Annotated in this window: 12 protein-coding genes and 2 tRNA genes; 4 read left to right on the forward strand and 10 right to left on the reverse strand. The window is 64.6% G+C overall.

Going from position 1 to position 17195, the window contains the following annotated elements; translation table 11 throughout:
- The 5 genes from NK214_RS23670 to NK214_RS23690 form a co-directional block, all read right to left on the reverse strand.
- Nucleotides 1–1509, reverse strand: a 1509-nt coding sequence (locus NK214_RS23670; protein WP_253315668.1) for a DUF2235 domain-containing protein, incomplete at its 3' end; no start/stop codon positions are given.
- On the reverse strand, nucleotides 1497–2048 hold the full coding sequence (locus NK214_RS23675) for a DUF3304 domain-containing protein (protein WP_253315669.1): 552 nt from the start codon (nucleotides 2046–2048) through the stop codon (nucleotides 1497–1499). The genes NK214_RS23675 and NK214_RS23670, both read right to left, overlap by 13 nt.
- A 271-nt stretch (nucleotides 2049–2319) precedes the next feature.
- Nucleotides 2320–2787, reverse strand: a complete 468-nt coding sequence (locus tag NK214_RS23680) for a YbaK/EbsC family protein (RefSeq protein WP_227107289.1) — start codon at nucleotides 2785–2787, stop codon at nucleotides 2320–2322.
- Between the two features lie 72 nt (nucleotides 2788–2859).
- Entirely contained in the window at nucleotides 2860–3987 is a 1128-nt protein-coding gene (locus NK214_RS23685; protein ID WP_253315670.1) for a methyl-accepting chemotaxis protein, read from the reverse strand.
- Nucleotides 3988–4112: 125 nt separating this feature from the next.
- The gene (locus NK214_RS23690; RefSeq protein ID WP_107799975.1) at nucleotides 4113–4601 is read right to left on the reverse strand and encodes a winged helix-turn-helix transcriptional regulator; all 489 of its coding nucleotides are present in this window, start codon (nucleotides 4599–4601) and stop codon (nucleotides 4113–4115) included.
- 136 nt (nucleotides 4602–4737) lie between these two features.
- Here NK214_RS23690 and NK214_RS23695 point away from each other — a divergent pair, with 136 nt between their 5' ends.
- From NK214_RS23695 to NK214_RS23710, 4 genes are all read left to right on the forward strand, one after another.
- Entirely contained in the window at nucleotides 4738–6045 is a 1308-nt protein-coding gene (locus NK214_RS23695) for a D-amino acid dehydrogenase (protein WP_227107321.1), read from the forward strand.
- Between the two features lie 2 nt (nucleotides 6046–6047).
- Complete coding sequence (gene alr, locus NK214_RS23700) at nucleotides 6048–7115, forward strand: alanine racemase (protein WP_253315671.1); 1068 nt, start codon at nucleotides 6048–6050, stop codon at nucleotides 7113–7115.
- A 322-nt stretch (nucleotides 7116–7437) separates the two neighbouring features.
- Nucleotides 7438–9048 (forward strand): ShlB/FhaC/HecB family hemolysin secretion/activation protein, encoded by a 1611-nt coding sequence (locus NK214_RS23705; protein WP_158274304.1) that lies wholly within the window; start codon nucleotides 7438–7440, stop codon nucleotides 9046–9048.
- 246 nt (nucleotides 9049–9294) lie between these two features.
- On the forward strand, nucleotides 9295–14232 hold the full coding sequence (locus NK214_RS23710; RefSeq protein ID WP_253315672.1) for a hemagglutinin repeat-containing protein: 4938 nt from the start codon (nucleotides 9295–9297) through the stop codon (nucleotides 14230–14232).
- Nucleotides 14233–14299: 67 nt separating this feature from the next.
- Here the strand turns inward: NK214_RS23710 and NK214_RS23715 are convergent, their stop codons facing one another.
- From NK214_RS23715 to NK214_RS23735, 5 genes are all read right to left on the reverse strand, one after another.
- Nucleotides 14300–15160: a pirin family protein gene (locus NK214_RS23715; RefSeq protein ID WP_253315673.1), complete on the reverse strand. Its 861-nt coding sequence runs from the start codon at nucleotides 15158–15160 to the stop codon at nucleotides 14300–14302.
- Between the two features lie 26 nt (nucleotides 15161–15186).
- Nucleotides 15187–16035: a pirin family protein gene (locus NK214_RS23720; protein ID WP_253315674.1), complete on the reverse strand. Its 849-nt coding sequence runs from the start codon at nucleotides 16033–16035 to the stop codon at nucleotides 15187–15189.
- 130 nt (nucleotides 16036–16165) lie between these two features.
- Nucleotides 16166–16849: a GntR family transcriptional regulator gene (locus NK214_RS23725; protein ID WP_107799968.1), complete on the reverse strand. Its 684-nt coding sequence runs from the start codon at nucleotides 16847–16849 to the stop codon at nucleotides 16166–16168.
- Nucleotides 16850–16994: 145 nt separating this feature from the next.
- Nucleotides 16995–17070 (reverse strand) — tRNA-His (locus NK214_RS23730).
- A gap of 48 nt (nucleotides 17071–17118) precedes the next feature.
- Nucleotides 17119–17194: transfer RNA gene (locus NK214_RS23735), tRNA-His, on the reverse strand.
- Nucleotide 17195 lies beyond the last annotated feature (1 nt).

The raw sequence follows: 17195 nt of genomic DNA on the forward strand, positions 1-17195 counted from the left end.
ATGTTCGTACTCGTAAATACAGCGCGACCCGGCAATCCAGCGGTGGATGCGCCAGCCGGTGATCCAGGCGATCTGGCCGCGCAACACGTCTTCCAGTCCGCCGGCCTGGGCTTGCCCCAGCCAGGCGTTGAAGCGGGTGATGACTTCCGGGGCCACCATGAATTCCAACTGAGTGTCACGATCCATAACCCGCCACGGTTCGGTCTCGCGCACGCTGAGCGGGAGCGCCAGTTCCGGCATGGTGAAGGGCGCGCCGGCCTCAAAGGCGGCGCGGTACATATCGTGCAGTGGAATCTGCGACAGCAGCTGCCGGCTGTTTTCTGGATCGATACTATCCACGCTCTTGCCCTGCTCTCCGGGCGGGTAGCCGCCGCCGACATCGCTATGCACACCGGGATACAGCGTCTCGACGCAGCCGGCGCGGTAGCGCGACTGGGTGTTGGCCTGCTTGGGGTCGTCGCGGCGGCGGATGCTGTCCAATGGAAAGCTGGCGCGCTGCTCGTGGGCGGCGACGAAGTGCTGGCACTGCTCCAGGAACAGGGGGTTGTCGGACAGGCGCAACTGGCTGTCGCCGGCCCAGGCCATGTGGCCGTCGGCCATCGGCAGGCTATTGGCCAGGCCGACGGTGGCGACGGTATCGAACAGGCCCATAAAGCGAATCGAGATCGGGATGCCGATCAGGCTGTGCTGGACCTCCACCGCGTCAGGCGGCGCGTCCTCGGGCCGGGTCAGCGCCTCCAGCCAGCGGGCGAACACCCTGGCCTCGGCGGCACCGCGGGAGAAACCATAAACGTAGAGGCGGATGCCCAGCACCGTGGGCCGGGACCTGGCATAGCGGGCCTCGGCCAGCGCTTCCAGCTGCGGCCGCAAGGCATCCTGGCGGTAACGGTAGCCATTCGGCTGCGAGCCGGCGGTGCGCATCTGCGTGGTGATCAGCTCTTTGGCTTCTTCGTCAGGCAAGGGCGGCAGGCCGTAATTCTGGCGCAAAGCGTGAATCACCCGGGTCAGCCCCCAGTTGATGCGGTCCTCGCCGCCGTTGGCGAAGATCAGGCCGCTGCTCATCGGCTTCAATTCGCCGATCTCCGGGAAGCGGGTGCCGACGCCGGGGATGTAGTAGGCGTATAAGCCCTGATCCTTCAGCTTGCTACCAGGGGCACTGGGGATGTCCGTAGCATCGCCGGGCCGTAAGCCCATGGTGGCATGGAACAGCCGGGCGATATTCGAGGTGGAACGCGGTTTGGCCTCACGGTCCGATGGCTCATGGTTATTGGTGCCGTCAAAGAACAAGGAAATGGTGATGCTCTTGGTGCAACTGGTCGAGGAATAGGCTGGGCCGCCCTCGGCGGCTCGGCGGCGGCGGCGGGCTTTCTCGGCGTTCTCGTCACCGGCCTGTACGTTCAGGTTCTGCCGGCGTTCGGCCAGCGTGGTGGGTAGCAGGCCGCTTTCGGGGAAGGGGCCGGAGCGAAGCTGTACCGCTTCGGGCTTGGGACGGCTGTCTATTTGGGACATGTCTTGGGCTCCTGCATTCTGAGGGGTTCTTGTACGGGGTAGCCAGGATCGCCGTAATAGCCACCGCAATAGCTCACCACTCTGATCTGATCGCATGGCAGGAAGTGGACGTTGAGGCCACAGGATTTCTCATAGCGTGGGATTTCGACAACGGCGCGGTGTTGGGTGAATTCCGAACGGATGCGTATTGCTTCTGAGGGGAGAATCTGTCCATTTTTATCCCGTTTGGACGGTGCAAAGGGATTGGGATCTTTTTCCCACTCGACGGTGGCCATCAGTCCAGGCCGCCATTGGCGCGGCAACGCGGCGCAGCAGGATTGTTTGCCGCCGCCGCTAAACGGGCTGACATTGGGGCCGCCGGCGCGGTTGACGCTAAAGCGGTTGATATTGGCGGAGGTGTGGTTATAGCCCTCGACCGGTGCGGGCAGCATCTCATTGGCCGGCTTGCTGCCCATGGCCTGGGCCGGCAACAGCGCGGCGAGGGCCAGCGCGGCCAGGCCGTGTTGGATGGACCGCCAGACGGCGGCGAAGTCAGGCATGATCCACTCCTTTCGCGGTAGAAAGCCAAGTCCGGCCATGGCGTCGCTCTGCCTCGATTTGGGTTCGGACGTGAGATCAAATGCATGTTTTGCTTAAATATTTTACATATTAAAAATAGATAACGCGAATGACATAAGCGCTATTGTGGCGAAGAGGCGGGAAGTCACAAATAGGAAAAGCCTTAAAAATCCAGGCGTTTGCTTGGTCGATGCGGAGGGCTTGGAAGAGTGGGCGGCCTGGGCCGCCCGGGCGGAAGAGGAGAGGGAGGGCTCAGGCAAAATCCTGGCACACATCCACCCAGTCGGCCTGGGTGATGTGGTGCAGCTGCTGCGGTGATAGCCGCACCGCGCTGTGGACGGCGCCGGCGGCAGGCAGCACTTCGTCGTAGGCTTGCAGCGACACATCCAGATAGACGGGCAGCTCGGTGGCAAGGCCGAATGGGCAGACGCCGCCCACCGGGTGGCCGGTGATGGCCTCCACCTCGTCCGGCGGCAGCATCTTGCCCTTGCCGAAGGCGTCCTTGAACTTGCGGTTGTCGATGCGGGCGTCGCCGCGCGCCACCAGGATCACGTCGCGGCCGTCGTTCAGGCGGAAGGCCAGGGTCTTGGCGATGCGGCCGGGCTCCACGTCGTGGGCGGCGGCGGCTTCCGCCACGGTGGCGGTGCTGACTTCCAGTTCTATGATGGGGATGTCCAGCTGACGGGCGGCGAAAAACGCCTGGACGGACGCTAAGCTCATGTCTGGCCTCGAAGCGAAGGGTGGAGCGTTTCATTATTCCGCCCCATCCTTTGCTTGTGAAGCGTTTTTACTTCAGTCCTGCCGGGTGATGTCGCTGAGCTTATCGGCGATATCCTGCGAGGTGGCGGCCTGTTCTTCCGAGGCGTTGGCGATTTCCACCACGAAATTGCGCATGGTGTTGATCTCGCCGACTATGGTTTGCAGGGCGCCCTCGGCGCGCTGGAAGTCGTTTTCCGTGGTTTGAACCTGTTCGCGGCCCTGTTCGATGGCGCGCACGTTTTGCTGCACCTCGCCCTGGATCGCGCGGATCATGTCGCCGATTTCCTGGGTGGCCTTGGTGGTGCGTTCGGCCAGCTTGCGCACTTCGTCCGCCACCACGGCGAAGCCGCGGCCCATCTCGCCGGCGCGCGCCGCCTCGATCGCCGCGTTCAAGGCCAGGAGATTGGTCTGATCGGCGATGTCCTTGATCACGTTGACGATGTGGCCGATGGCTTCCGAGCGCTGGCCCAGCGAGACCAGGCTGTCCGCGGTCTGGCGCACCATGGCGCCCACCTGCTGCATGCCCTGATTGGTGTCGCTGACGATGGCCATGCTTTTCTTGGCCTCGCCCAGCATCAGCTCTGAGGATTCGGAGGCGGCGGCGGTTTGCACCGCCACATTCTGGATGGTGGCGCTCATCGCCTGCATGTTTTCGGACAACTCGTTGATGCGGACCTCCAGGAAGTCGCGGCGCTGATTGCCCTGGTCCTGCAATTGCTGGGCGAGTATTTCGGCGGAGACGTCCTGGAAGCTGGCCATGAAGCACAGCAGTTGATCGGGGTGGGCGGAGTCCCAGATCGGAAACACCTTGGTCTTGAACATGACTTCGCCCACCGGAATCATCGCGATATGTTGGTCTATCTTGCGGCTGGCCAGGTCGGCCAGGATGCGGCGGTTGTACTCCGGATCGCGGTGGAATTGGTGGATGCTGTGGCCGTGGGCGTGGTTGACGTCGACGCCGGCGCGGAATTTCTGGTTCATCATTTCTCGATGCCGGCTCAGGATGTCGCGCGCGGTCTTGTTCATATAGAAGATCGCGTTGTCGCGGCTGGTGTCGCACAGCATGATCAGATTGTCCGCGTGGTCCAGCACGCTTTCCAGTTGGCGCACCTGCCGCGCCGCGTCCGCGGTCTTGTCGACCGCCTTCATGAAGCCGAACATCCTCATCTCCCGCCTAGGTAGTTTTACGCTAGCAACAGCTGCTTGTGGTTTGGCTGAGGCGGGAGGGGAATGCAAGCCTTTTTTGATTTAAATCAAAGGCAAGAGTGTGATTTTAAACGGCTAATTTATTCTCCCAGCGGCAGAAGCAAGGTCTCCTTGACCTCTTCCATCACCACATAGCTTTTGGACTCCTTGGCCGAGGGCAGTTGCAGCAGGATGTCGCCCAACAGCTTGCGGTACATCGACATGTCCGGGATGCGGGCCTTGATCAGGTAGTCGAATTCGCCGGAGACCAGGTGGCATTCCAGTATTTCCGGGATGCGCATGATTTCGCGGCGGAAGGCGTCGAAGATATTGCCGGATTTGGCTTCCAGCTTGATTTCCACGAACACCAGCAGCGCCGCGCCCATCGCGTGCGGATTGAGCCGGGCGTAATAGCCTTCGATGATGCCGTCGCGCTCCATCCGCCGCACCCGCTCGGTGCACGGCGTGGTGGAAAGTCCCACCTTTTCAGAGAGTTCCGTCATCGAGATGCGGCCGTTTTTCTGCAGCAGGCGCAGGATTTTCAGATCGGTTTTATCCAGCGCTTTGTCGCCGCTTGAACTTTTCTTCATGTTTTCACTATGTCTATGAAAGTTTGCAGTTTAAAAATCTGTAGTCTGACGCTACTTTGGTGAAAAAACCCAGTGTTTCATTAATATACTACGCAAAATCACTATAGCCATGTAGTGCTGCAAACGGAGAGAGAAAATGAAGGTGATCGTGCTGGGCGGCGGTGTTCTGGGCGTGTCCACGGCTTGGTATCTGGCCAAGGCGGGCTGCGATGTGACGGTGCTGGAGCGCCAGGAAGGCGTGGCCTTGGAAACCAGTTTCGGCAACGCCGGCCAGATTTCCCCCGGATACTCCACGCCCTGGGCCGCGCCGGGCATTCCGCTGAAGGCGGCCAAATGGCTGTTCCAGCGCCACGCGCCGCTGGCGGTGAAGCCGGACGGCAGCCTGTACCAACTGCAGTGGATCGCCAAGATGCTGGCCAACTGCAATGAAGACGCTTACGCGGTGAACAAGGGCCGGATGATGCGTCTGGCCGAGTACAGCCGCGACAAGATGAAAGAGCTGCGCGCCGAAACCGGCATCGGCTACGAGGCGCGCCAGGGCGGCACGCTGCAGCTGTTCCGCAGCCAGGCCCAGGTGGACGGCGTCAGCAAGGATATCGCCGTGCTCAAGGAGTGCGGCGTGGATTTCAAAGTGCTGGACCGGGACGGCTGCGCCGAGGTGGAGCCGGCGCTGGCCAGCGTCAAGCACAAGCTGACCGGCGGCCTGCAACTGCCCAACGACGAAACCGGCGATTGCAATCTGTTCACCGCCCGTCTGGCCGAGATGGCGCGCGCCAAGGGCGTTGAGTTCCGCTTCGGCGTAAGCGTGGACGGCATCGAGAGCGACGGCAAGCGCATCACCGGCGTCCGCGTCGGCGACGATTTGCTGACCGCCGACCATTATGTGGTGGCGATGGGCAGCTTCTCCCGCGACATGGTCAAGACGCTGGGCATTGATATTCCGGTTTACCCGGTCAAGGGCTATTCGCTGACCGTGCCGATCACCAATCCGGCCGGTGCGCCGGTGTCCACGGTGCTGGACGAAACTTACAAGGTGGCGATCACCCGCTTCGACGACCGCATCCGCGTCGGCGGCATGGCCGAGTTGTCCGGCTACGATCTGTCGCTGAACCCGCGCCGCCGCGAAACGCTGGAAATGGTGGTGGGCGATCTGTACCCGAACGGCGGCGACATCCCGGCCGCCAGCTTCTGGACCGGTCTGCGGCCGATGACGCCGGACGGCACGCCCATCGTCGGCGGCACCCGCTTCGCCAATCTGTCGCTGAACACCGGCCACGGCACCCTGGGCTGGACCATGGGCGCCGGCTCCGGCAAGGTGCTGGCCGACATCATCACCGGCGCCAAGCCGGAGATCAGCCTGGACGGCCTGTCCATGCAGCGCTACGCCAAACAGGGCGAAACCCTGGTGGTGCCGGCCGCCCGGCCGGCCGTGGCGGGCGCCTGAGCATGCGGCCGCTGATCGCCACCATCCGCACCCAATACCTGCGCGACAACTATCTGCTGGCCAAGCGCCAGCACGGCGGGCGGGTATTGGCGGTGCTGAAGGCCAACGGCTACGGCCACGACGCGGCGCGTTGCGCCCAGGCGCTGGCCGATGTCGCCGACGGTTTCGCCGTCGCCTGTCTTGAGGAGGCGCTGCACCTGCGCGCCGCCGGCGTGAGCGCGCCCATCCTGCTGCTGGAAGGCGTGTTCGAGGCGGCCGAGCTGGCCGAAGTCGAGCGCCACCGGCTGTGGCTGGTGGTGCAGAGCGAAGAACAGCTGCGCATGCTGGAAGAGGCCCAGCCGGCCGCGCCGTTCCGCGTCTGGCTGATGCTGGACAGCGGCATGCACCGCGAGGGCTTTTTGCCGCGGCATTACCGCGCGGCCTGGGAGCGTTTGCAGGCCAGCGGCAAGGCGGAGAGCATCGTCAAGATGACCCACTTCGCCCGCGCCGACGAGCCGACGGTGCCGATGACCTTGGCGCAGATCGAAAGCTTCGACGCCGCCACCGCCGGCCTGCCGGGGGAGGAGAGCGTGGCCAATTCCGCCGGCATCCTGTGTCATCCGCGTTCGCGCCGCGACTGGGGCCGCGCCGGCATCCTGCTTTACGGCGCCAGCCCGCTGCCGGCGGGCTTCCCGCAGGGCGATGAGCTGAAACCGGTGATGCGGCTGAGCAGCCGCATCTTCGGCGTGCGCGAGCTGGCCGCCGGCGAGCCTATCGGCTACGGCAACAACTTCGTTACCGAACGGCCGACCCGGGTGGGCCTGATCGCCGGCGGCTACGCCGACGGCTATCCGCGGCTGGCCTCCAGCGGCAGCCCGGTGGCGGTGGACGGCCGCCGTTCGCGCATCATCGGCCGGGTGTCCATGGACATGATCACCGTGGACCTGAGCGACTTGCCTGCCGCCGGCATCGGCAGCGAGGTGGAGCTGTGGGGCGACGCGGTGTCGGTCAACGAGGTGGCCGCCGCCGCCGGCAGCATCGCCTATGAATTGCTGTGCAATATCAAGCGCGCCCACTTTGTGTTCGAATAAGTTTTTTCTGATCTTCTGAAAGATATTTCAGAATCAAACGACTAAGCGGAAAGCCCGGCCATTGGCCGGGTTTTTTTATTCGTATTGAATTTTATGTTGCGCTAAGGCCGCAAGGCTGGCATCAAGTCTGGGTAATAGTGTCATTATTTGATAATTATTCTCATTAGTCTGGACGCGTCATGGAATTTCTGTTTTCCTTTATTTAAAAATAGTTACGAATCCGATGATGATTAAATATAAAAAACCATCTCCAGCTCGGCTCTGGCGGATGGCGGGGATCGTTTGTTGGGGCGTGGCGGCGCAGGCCGCGGAAGTGCCCGGCATGTCTGGCAGCATGCATCAGCAAATGGAAAACGATTCGCGGCGCCTGTTGCAGGACAACAGCCGCCGTTTCGACGCCATCATTCAGCAGCAGCGGCTGCGGCAGATGCAGCCGGACAGCAATATGATGCGGAGGCCGCAAGCGGCCGATATGAGCGAGCTGGACTGCCTGCGCGTCAAGGGCGTGCGTCTGGCCGGCATCAAGCTGTTGAGCCGCAAGGAAGTGGCCTCGCTGGGCGAACTGGCCAGCGACTGCCTGAACAATGAAGAGTTGAACCGCTTCAGCCGCGGCTTGACCCAGCTCTATCTGAAGAAGGGCTATATCGCCGCGCGCGTGGCGGCCGAAGGGCCGGACGAGCAGGGCGTGCTGACCTTGCGCGTGCACGAAGGGCGGGTGGAGAAGATCGTCAGCGACGACCGGCGCAGCAATCCGGCCACCTTGTTTCCCGGCGTGGTCGGCCGGCCGCTGAACATCCACGACGCCGACCAGGGCCTGGACCAGGCCAACCGCCTGCCGTCCAGCAAGGCGACGCTGGACATCCTGCCCGGCGAAACCGTGGGCGGCTCCATTCTGAGCCTGCGCAACAATAAGGACGCGCCCTGGCGCTTGAACTTCAACGCCGACAACACCGGCCGCGACAGCACCGGCCGGGTGCAGGCCGGCGTGGGCCTGTCCTGGGACAGCCCGCTGGGTCTGTCCGATTTCGTCAGCGTGTCGGCGCAACGCACCAGCAACGACAACGCGGTGCGGCACAGCCGCAGCGAATCGCTGTTTTACTCCCTGCCTTACGGCTATTGGACTTTCAGCGCCTTCGCCAGCCGCGCCGATTATCTGAACCCGCTGCAATTGCAGCACAACGCGGTGAATTTGTCCGGCCGCACCGCCCAGAGCGGCCTGCGCGTGGACCGGGTGGTGAGCCGCGGCCAGAACCAGACCACCTCGCTGACGGCGCAACTGACGCATAAACGGGTGCGCAATTACTTTCTCGACAGCGAGATCGAGATCACCAGCCCCACGCTGAGCGTGGCCGAGCTGGGCCTGTCCCGGCTGCAATTGCTCAGCGGCGGCGTGTTGATCGCGGACGCCGGCGTGCAGCGCGGCACGCGCTGGCTGGGCGCCAGCGCGCCGGACCCGCGCGCGCCGGACGGACCCAACCCGCAGTTCACCAAGTGGAAGGCTTCGCTGAACTGGTTTCAAAGCCTGGGTCTGCCCGGCGGACCGTATCAGCTCAATAGCGCGCTGACCGGCCAGACCAGCCGCGATTATCTGCCCGGCGTCGAGCAGATGGACGTGTCCGACGCCAGCGCGGTGCGCGGTTTCCGCCGCAACACCCTGGCTGGGGAAACCGCCTGGTCCTGGCGCAATACCTTGTCGCGCCGCTTTGAGCTGGCCGGCGTCGGCGTGACGCCGCGTATTGGTTTGGACGGCGGCCGGGTGTTGCCGCATCGCTCGGTCCAGCAATGGCAGAGCATTGCCGGCGCCAGCCTGGGCCTGGCTTTCAGCTACCGCAAGGCCAGCCTGGACCTGGAATACAGCCGGCCCTTGTACAAGCCCGCCGGCTGGCAGCAGGAAGGCCATCAGCTGTTCGCCAAGCTGGCGCTGTCCTGGTGATGCTTTTGGCATTTATTTTTTATCGTGAATATTTTTTGAAAGAAATTAGCTGCGAAAGCGACTAAGCGATATTGGCAGTATTTCATTTGAATTGATTTAAAAAGAGACGTAGATTCGAAATCAAACGTATGTTTCATTGTGGGCGGATCCGGCTGGCAGGCTGGAGAGGCCCACGGAACATGGGGCGTTTGGATAGACGGTTTTGGACCGGATCTGCTTGTTCTCTGAATGAACGGGACTCAAATCATGAAGAAAAAAATAAATTTCGGCTTATCGGTAACGGGGAAAGTGGCCGCGGCGCTGACTCTGGCGTTTTGGGCGGTGGAAGCCGCGATGGCGGCCGGCATCGTCGCCGGCGGCAACGGCGCGCAGCCGCAGGTGAGCAACGCCGCCAACGGCGCGGCGGTGGTCAATATCGTGGCGCCCAGCGCCGCGGGCCTGTCGCATAACCAATACCAGGATTTCAACGTCGGCAAGCCCGGCGCGGTGTTCAACAACTCCGCCGCCGGCGGCCAATCGCAGCTGGCCGGTCAGTTGGGCGCCAACGCCTTGCTGGGCGGGCGCGAAGCCAGCGTGATCTTGAACGAAGTGATCAGCCGCAACCCGTCCTTGCTGTTGGGCAAGCAGGAAGTGTTCGGCAAGGCCGCCGACTATGTGCTGGCCAACCCCAACGGCATCACCTGCAGCGGCTGCGGCTTCATCAACACGCCGCGCGCTTCGCTGCTGGTGGGCAACGCCAATATCGAAAACGGCGCCATCGCCTCCTTGCAGGCGGCGATGAACGGCAACGCGCTCAGCGTCAACGGCGCCGGTCTGAGCGGCGTCAACGTGCTGGACCTGATCGCGCCGCGCATCGATGTGCGCGGCAATGTCGCCGCGCGCGAGCAACTCAATGTCCGCGCCGGTTTCAACCTGGTGGATTACCAGGGTCAGGACGCCAAGGTATTGCGCAGCGATAAGGCGCCGGAAGGCGTGGGCTCGCTGGACAGCGTGTTCCTGGGCGCGATGCAGGCCGGCCGCATCAATATCATCAGCACCGCCGACGGCGCCGGCGTCAATGTGGGCGGCAGCCTGAACGGCGCGCAGGAAGTGTCGGTGGACGCGCGCCAGGGCAAACTGGCGCTGGAAGGCGCGCAGATCCGCGCCAGCGAAGGCAAGGTGGCCCTGGCCGCGCGCCAGATCGACAGCCGCGGCCGGGCGGAAACCTCCACCACCCAAGATAGCGGCCACGACGAGAGCTGGTTTATCTGGAAAACCGGTGAAACCAATACCGCCAGCAATGGCAGCGATACCCGCATCAAGCGCAGCGTCATCAGCGCGCGCGACGATGTGAGCCTCAGCGCCGGCGACGCGGCGACCTTGGCCGCCACCGACATCAATGGCCGCAATGTGGCGCTCAGCGGCAAGGATTTGACGCTGGACAGCCAAGTGGCGGACAGCGCGTCCAGCAACAGCAATCACGCCTGGAAAAACTCCTGGGCCTATAACCGCGACCAAAGCGAAACCAGCCAGCGTCAGGAAGGCGTGCGCATCCGCGCCGAGCAGGACGCCACGCTGACCGCGGCGGCGACCGCAGCGGACAACCAGGCGGTGGACGGCGCGCAGCCGCGCGGCCAGATCGCCATCCGCGGCGGCAGCGTCAGCGCCGGCCAGGACATCCGCCTGCAGGCCGACGGCGGCGTGAAGCTGAGCGGCGTGACGGAAACCGATACCCGCAGCGACCGGGGCAATCGCAAGAACGACGGCGCCAGCCTGGAAACCGGCTCTTGGGACCATGCTTCCAGCGAGCAACGCCTGGCGCAAAGCCAGCTGCGCGCCGGCCGCGATCTGGATATCCGCGCCAGCGGCGATATCGACGCCAAGGCGGCCAAGCTGGCCGCCGGCCGCGACGCCTCCCTGGACGCGGGCGGCGCGCTCGGCCTGGGCGTGCAGCAGACGACGAACCAGAACAGCCAGCGCAACGACCAGGTGTACTGGGGCGGCATCGGCGGCGGCGGCAACCGCGACAACGGCAAGACCGACACCGTCAACACCGGCAGCGATCTGACCGCAGGCGGCAAGCTGACGCTGCGCGGCGACAGCGTGGCCATCGCCGGCAGCCGCGCCCGCGGCGAGCGGGACGCGGTGGCGATCAGCCGCAACGGCGACATCAGCATCGACAGCGTGGTCAACCAATCGCAAACCCGCACCGATCAGCGCAGCGGCACCGCCTTCAACATCACCAAGAGCAGCAGCAAGGGCAACGCCAGCCAGCAGCAGGCGGTCAACGCCGAGCTGAAGTCCGACACCAATCTGAGCATCCAGTCAGCCAAGGACGTGGCGATCAGCGGCAGCCAGGTGCGCGCCGGCGGCGAATTGAACGTGGCCGCCAACGGCGACATCAAGGTGGCGGCGTCGCAGACCCGCGACAAGGTAGAGAGCAAGGACACCGAGCTGGCGCTGCGCGGCGTCGGCGACATCACCGGCGACAAGCAGTACCGCGGCGGCGTGCGCATCGAGCACAGCAGCAGCAGCGTGGACCGCGACGCGACCCAGAACCAGGCGGCGACGCTGTCCGGCGACAAGCTGGCGCTCAATGCTCAGGGCGATCTGACGGTGACCGGCTCCAAGCTGAACGCCGGCGCCGGCGGCGCGGCCCTCAGCGGCCAGAACGTCAGCCTGAACGCGGCGCAGGACACGGTGAAGGAAAGCAAGAGCAGCAGCGTCACCGGCGGCGGCCTCTATATCGACGCCGGCCTGGACAAGACCGGGGTGGCGCTGGGCGTGGACCAGAAGAACAGCCGCAGCCAGTCCGACAGCAGCACGGCCCAGGTCAGCGCGATCAATTCCAAGGGCGGGGTCAGCATCGTCGCCGGCAACGGCGACGGCGACATCCGCAACCAGGGCGCCCAGGTCAAGGCTGATGGCGACATCAAGCTGGCCGGCGGCCGCATCGACAACCAGGCGGCCAACAGCAGCCAGAAAACCACCACCGACAGCAGTCATTGGGGCGTGGAAGTGGGCGTCAACGCCGATTACAGCGGCGTGACCCGTCCGCTGGTGGCGGCCGGCGAAAAAGTGGTCAAGGGCGATGTGATCGGCGCGGCCGGCGCCGCCGGCGATCTGGGCGCGGCCAATCTGGGCGTGGATGTCGGCGTCAAGGCCGGCGTCGGCTCGGAAACCCGCCAGTCCAGCACCGCGCAGGCCAGCAGCCTGAACGGCGGCAATATCAAGGTGGACGCCAAGGCCGGACTCAGCGATCAAGGCACCCAGTATCAGGCCGGCAACACGGTGGAGATCAAGGCTGACAGCCATCAGTTCAGCGCCGCGGCCAATACCCAGAGCCAGAGCGGCAGCAAGACCGAGGCCGATGTCGGCGTGCGCGTCTACACCACCACCGGCGAGGACGTGAACGTCAAGGCGGCCGGCAGCGGCAGCACGGTGACGAGCGCCTCGTCCAGCTCCACCGCGGTCACCGGCGGCATCCGCGCCGGCAACGGCGTCAAGGTGGACGTGGACAACAACGCCGCTTACCAGGGCGTGACCATCGCCGGCGGCAAGGGCGCGGCCAGCGTCAACGCCGGCGGCGATCTGAGCTTCAGCCAGGCCAACAGCAGCAGCAGCAGCGAGCAGCGCACCGTGGGCGGCAAGGCCAATCTGGCCATTACCACCAGCCCGATCGAGGGCGGCGGCAAGAATGTCGGCGGCAGCGGCGGGGTGGCGGTGAACGTGGACAAGCAGCAAGCCAAGTCCAGCACCGCCGTGACCGGCGGCGTGGACGCCGACGCCGGCGTGAGCTTGACTGCCGGCGGCAAGCTGGGTCTGCAGGGCGATAAGATCGCCAGCCGCGGCGACGTGACGCTGCAGGGCGACAAGGTGGAGTTCAAGGCCGCCGAATCCAGCGCCGACAAGTCCGGCAGCCAGTGGGGCTTCGATCTCAAGGCCGGCGGCAGCCAGAGCAATGGCCAGGAGAAGGCGAGCAAGGGCTTCAATGTGGGCGCCGGCGGCAATTACGCCAGCACCGACGAGTCCAGCCGCAGCCAGGCCGGCGGCAGCGTGGTCAGCGGCGGCAAAGCCAGCATCGAGTCCGGCAGCGGCGGCATCCGCCTGAGCGGCACCCAGGTGCAGGGCGACACCGCCAAGCTGGACAGCCAGGGCGATATCCGCCTGGAGTCGGCGCAGTCCAGCAGCCAACGCAACAACTGGAGCGTGGCCGGCAATATCGGCGGCGGCAACAAGGCCAGCAGCGACAAGGAAAACGGCCAGATCAAGCCTGACAGCACCAAGAACGTGCATGACATCAAGGCCGGCCTGGAGGTGAAGGTGGATCAGCAGGACAAGCTGAGCAACGCCAACGCCGCCGTGACCGCCAAGCAGCAAGTGGAACTGAACGCCGAAGGCAACGCCACTCTGGCCGGCGCCAATGTCAGCGGCAAGACCGTCACTGGCCAGGTGGGCGGCAAGCTGGCGCTGGAGAGCCGTCAGGATCGCGACAACAGCGTGAAGGTGGACGTGGCGCTGGGCGTCAACAGCTCCAACGGCAAGGAGGCCAGCCTGGTCGATCAGGCCGCCGACAAGGCCGGTCCGCTGAAGGACAAGGTGAAAGAGAAGGGCGCCGAGCTGGTCAACGCCGCGTCCGACAAGGTGAAGGATAAGTACGACAGCCTGGCCTTCAACAAGGGCCTGAAGGAAGACACCACCAATGCGGTGAGCTTCAACGCCAACAGCGAAACCGTCACCCTGCCCGAGCAGCCGACTTCCGGCCCGGCCAAGTCCGGCACGCTGGACACGCTGGCGCGCAAAGGCGGCAACACGTTGAAGGACAAGCTGCTGAACGCCCAGGACAAGGGCACCGAGCTGAAGGCCGACGTGGACGTCAGCGTTAAGCGCGACAACTCGGTGGGCGTCGTTACCGGCATCGCCGGCGCCGACGGCGTGACCCTGCAAGTGGGCGGCAAGACCCAGCTGACCGGCGCGACCGTGTCGTCCGCCAACGGCAAGGTGGACCTGGGCGATTCCAAGGTGGAAACCGCCGACATCGCCACCGAGCGCTACAAGGGCGGCGGCGGGGTCAAGCTGAACAGCACCCCGTCCGGCATCCTGAAGCAGGCGGTCAGCGACGTGACTTCCGGCAAGGCGCCGCTGATCCGCGCCGAGCATGAGAATACGCCGACCGTGGTGAAAGGCGGCATCCAGAGCAAGTAAGACGCTTGATCCAAGCGAAAACCCCCGCCGGGCAACTGGCGGGGGTTTTGTTTTGGAGTGGCTGTTATTACAGGGGAATGAACTCGGTCTCGCCCGGCACCATCGGGAAACGCTGGGCGATCCAGTCCGCGCGCGCCTGGGCCAGCCGCTCGCGGCGGCTGGACACGAAGTTCCAGTCCAGATAGCGCGGGCTGGCCGGCGGCGTGCCGCCCAGCAGCATCACCCGGCTGTCGTGCCGCGCGATCAGTTCGCCGCCCTGGCCGGTTCGCAGCAGGCCCAATTCGTTGGCGTTCAGCGCGGCGCCGTCCACGTCCAGTTCGCCGGCGGCGACATAGGCGGCCAGTTCGTCCACGCCTTCCGGCAGCGCCAAGCGCGCGCCGGCCGGCATGGCGGCGCTGGCGTAGAACACCGGCAGCGGATAGGCGACCGGCGAGCGACGGCTCCAGCCTTCACCCATCAGCAGGTTCAGTTCCACCCCGTCCTGGTTCCAGTGGGGCAAGTCCTCGGCCGGGTAATGGGCGAAGGCCGGCTCGCATTCCTCCAGTTCATCCGGCAGCGCCAGCCACAGCTGCATGCCTTCCACCGCCACGCCTTGCTGGCGAATGTCGGCCGGCACCCGCTCGGAGTGGGTGATGCCGCTGCCGGCGGTCATCAGGTTGACCGCGCCGGGCGCGATGCGCTGCACCGTGCCCAGGCTGTCGCGATGCATCATCGCGCCGGAGAACAGATAGGTGACGGTGGCCAGGCCGATGTGCGGATGCGGCCGCACATCGCCGGCGCTGCCTTCGGCGGCGAAACGGGCCGGGCCCATGTGATCGAGAAACACAAAGGGACCGACGCGGCGCGCCTGGCGAGTGGGTAGCAGCCGGCGCACCGGAAAGCCGATGTCGCGGTCCAGGCTGGCGATGGTTTGGGTAAGCAGCGGCATGGCGGCTCCAGCTTAGGGTTTGAGGGTCAGAAGCGGCCGTCCCGAAAATCGGCTATGGCTTCTTCCACTTGTTCGCGCGTATTCATCACGAAGGGGCCCCATTGCGCGATGGGTTCGCCCAGGGGCTTGCCGGCAATCAGCAGCAAGCGGCTGTCGGCCGCGGCGCGAACGCTGACGCCGTCGCTGTCGGCGCGGTTGTCCAGCACCGCCATCTGCCTTGCCTTGACGCCGCGCTGTTGCGCGCCGATGGCGATCTCGCCCTGATAAACATAGAGGAAGGCGTTGTGGCCGGCCGGGATTTCCAGCGTCTCTTCGCCGCCGGCGTCCAGACGCAGGTCCAGATACAGCGGTTCGGTGGCTTCGCGTTCCACCGCGCCGGCCTGGCCGCGCCAGTGGCCGGCGATCAGGCGGGCCTCGCCTTGGGCCGGCGCAGACGGAATCTCGGCGGCGGGGATGTCGCGATACCACGGCGCGCACAGCTTGCGCTCCGCCGGCAGGTTCAGCCACAGCTGGAAGCCGTGCATCAGGCCATCCTCTTGTTCCGGCAGTTCGGAATGCACGATGCCGCGGCCGGCGGTCATCCATTGCACGCCGCCGGGGCCGAGCAGGCCTTCGTTGCCGCTATTGTCGCGGTGGCGCATGCGGCCGGCCAGCATATAGGTGACGGTTTCGAAGCCGCGGTGCGGATGGCTGGGAAAGCCGGCGATATAGTCGTCGGGATTGTCGGAACGGAATTCGTCCAGCATCAGGAAAGGGTCCAGCCGCCTTTGCAGATCGGAGCCGAGCACGCGCAGCAGGCGCACGCCTGCGCCGTCCGACACCGCCTGGCCGTTGACCAGGCCTTCCGCTTCCCGGCTGATGAATGGGTGTTGCATGGCCATGTCTCCCTGTGGGGCCGGACTGGCGTCCGGCGGTTTACATGGCCGGATTATTGCGCGCCGCCGACGCGCTTGATAGCGCAAAGAATTGCGCGTCAGATTCAAAAAATCTGAACGCGCAGCGGCCTCAACTCAGGGCGGCTTGCTGGCTCTGTCCGCGCAGATAGTCTTCCAGCGCGTGGCCGGCGGACAGGATGTGGAAGCGGATGAATTCCGCCGCCTCGTCGGCCTTGCCCTGGCGGGACAGCTCCAGCAGCTTGCTGTGCTCCTCGTGCGCCCGCTCCATGGTGCGGGTGAACAGGATCTGCATCCGGGTGTAGCGGTCGGTCTTGTTGTGCAGCTGCTCGATCAGCGCCAGCGTGTTGGGCCGCTTGGCGGCGCGGTACAAGGCCAGGTGAAAGCGGGAGTTCAATTCCCCCCAGTGGCGCACGTCGTTGTTGCGCAGCGCTTGTTCGAATTCGCGCAGGGTTTGCTGGGCCAGATCGTGATCGGCCTTGGTGTGACAGGGGATGGCGGCTTTGAGCACCGAACCTTCCAGCATCGCGCGGATTTCCAGCAGTTCCAGCACGTCTTCCAGCGACAGCTTGGACACCAGTGCGCCCTTGTGGTCGATGATCTGGATCAGGCCTTCGGCTTCCAGCTGGCGCAGCGCCTCGCGCACCGGTACCCGGCTGACGCCGTATTCATTGGACAGCGCCTCTTGGCGCAGTTGTTGGCCATCGGCGAACTCCCCGGAGAGAATGCGCTGGCGCAGGGATTCGGTTACGGCACTGGTGAGCGTCTGGCGCTTGATCGGCTGCATGGTGGTCATGGTGGTGGGTGTCGTCGTCAGTCAAGCGGTGTCATGCAAATGTATTCGATTATACGGAGCTTGAACTGTCAGACAAGGCCCAAAACTGACCTTATGAGTCGCTAAAATGAAAAAACCCGGCGTTTGGCCGGGTTTTTTTAAGATTTGGGGTGGATGATGGGGCTCGAACCCACGACAACAGGAATCACAATCCTGGACTCTACCAACTGAGCTACATCCACCGCCGAAAGCGGTGAGCCGACGCCCTGAGGCGGCAACTTGAAATAGGGTGGGGTGGATGATGGGGCTCGAACCCACGACAACAGGAATCACAATCCTGGACTCTACCAACTGAGCTACATCCACC

This window comes from Chromobacterium sp. S0633, from assembly GCF_024158805.1.
GTDB lineage: Bacteria > Pseudomonadota > Gammaproteobacteria > Burkholderiales > Chromobacteriaceae > Chromobacterium.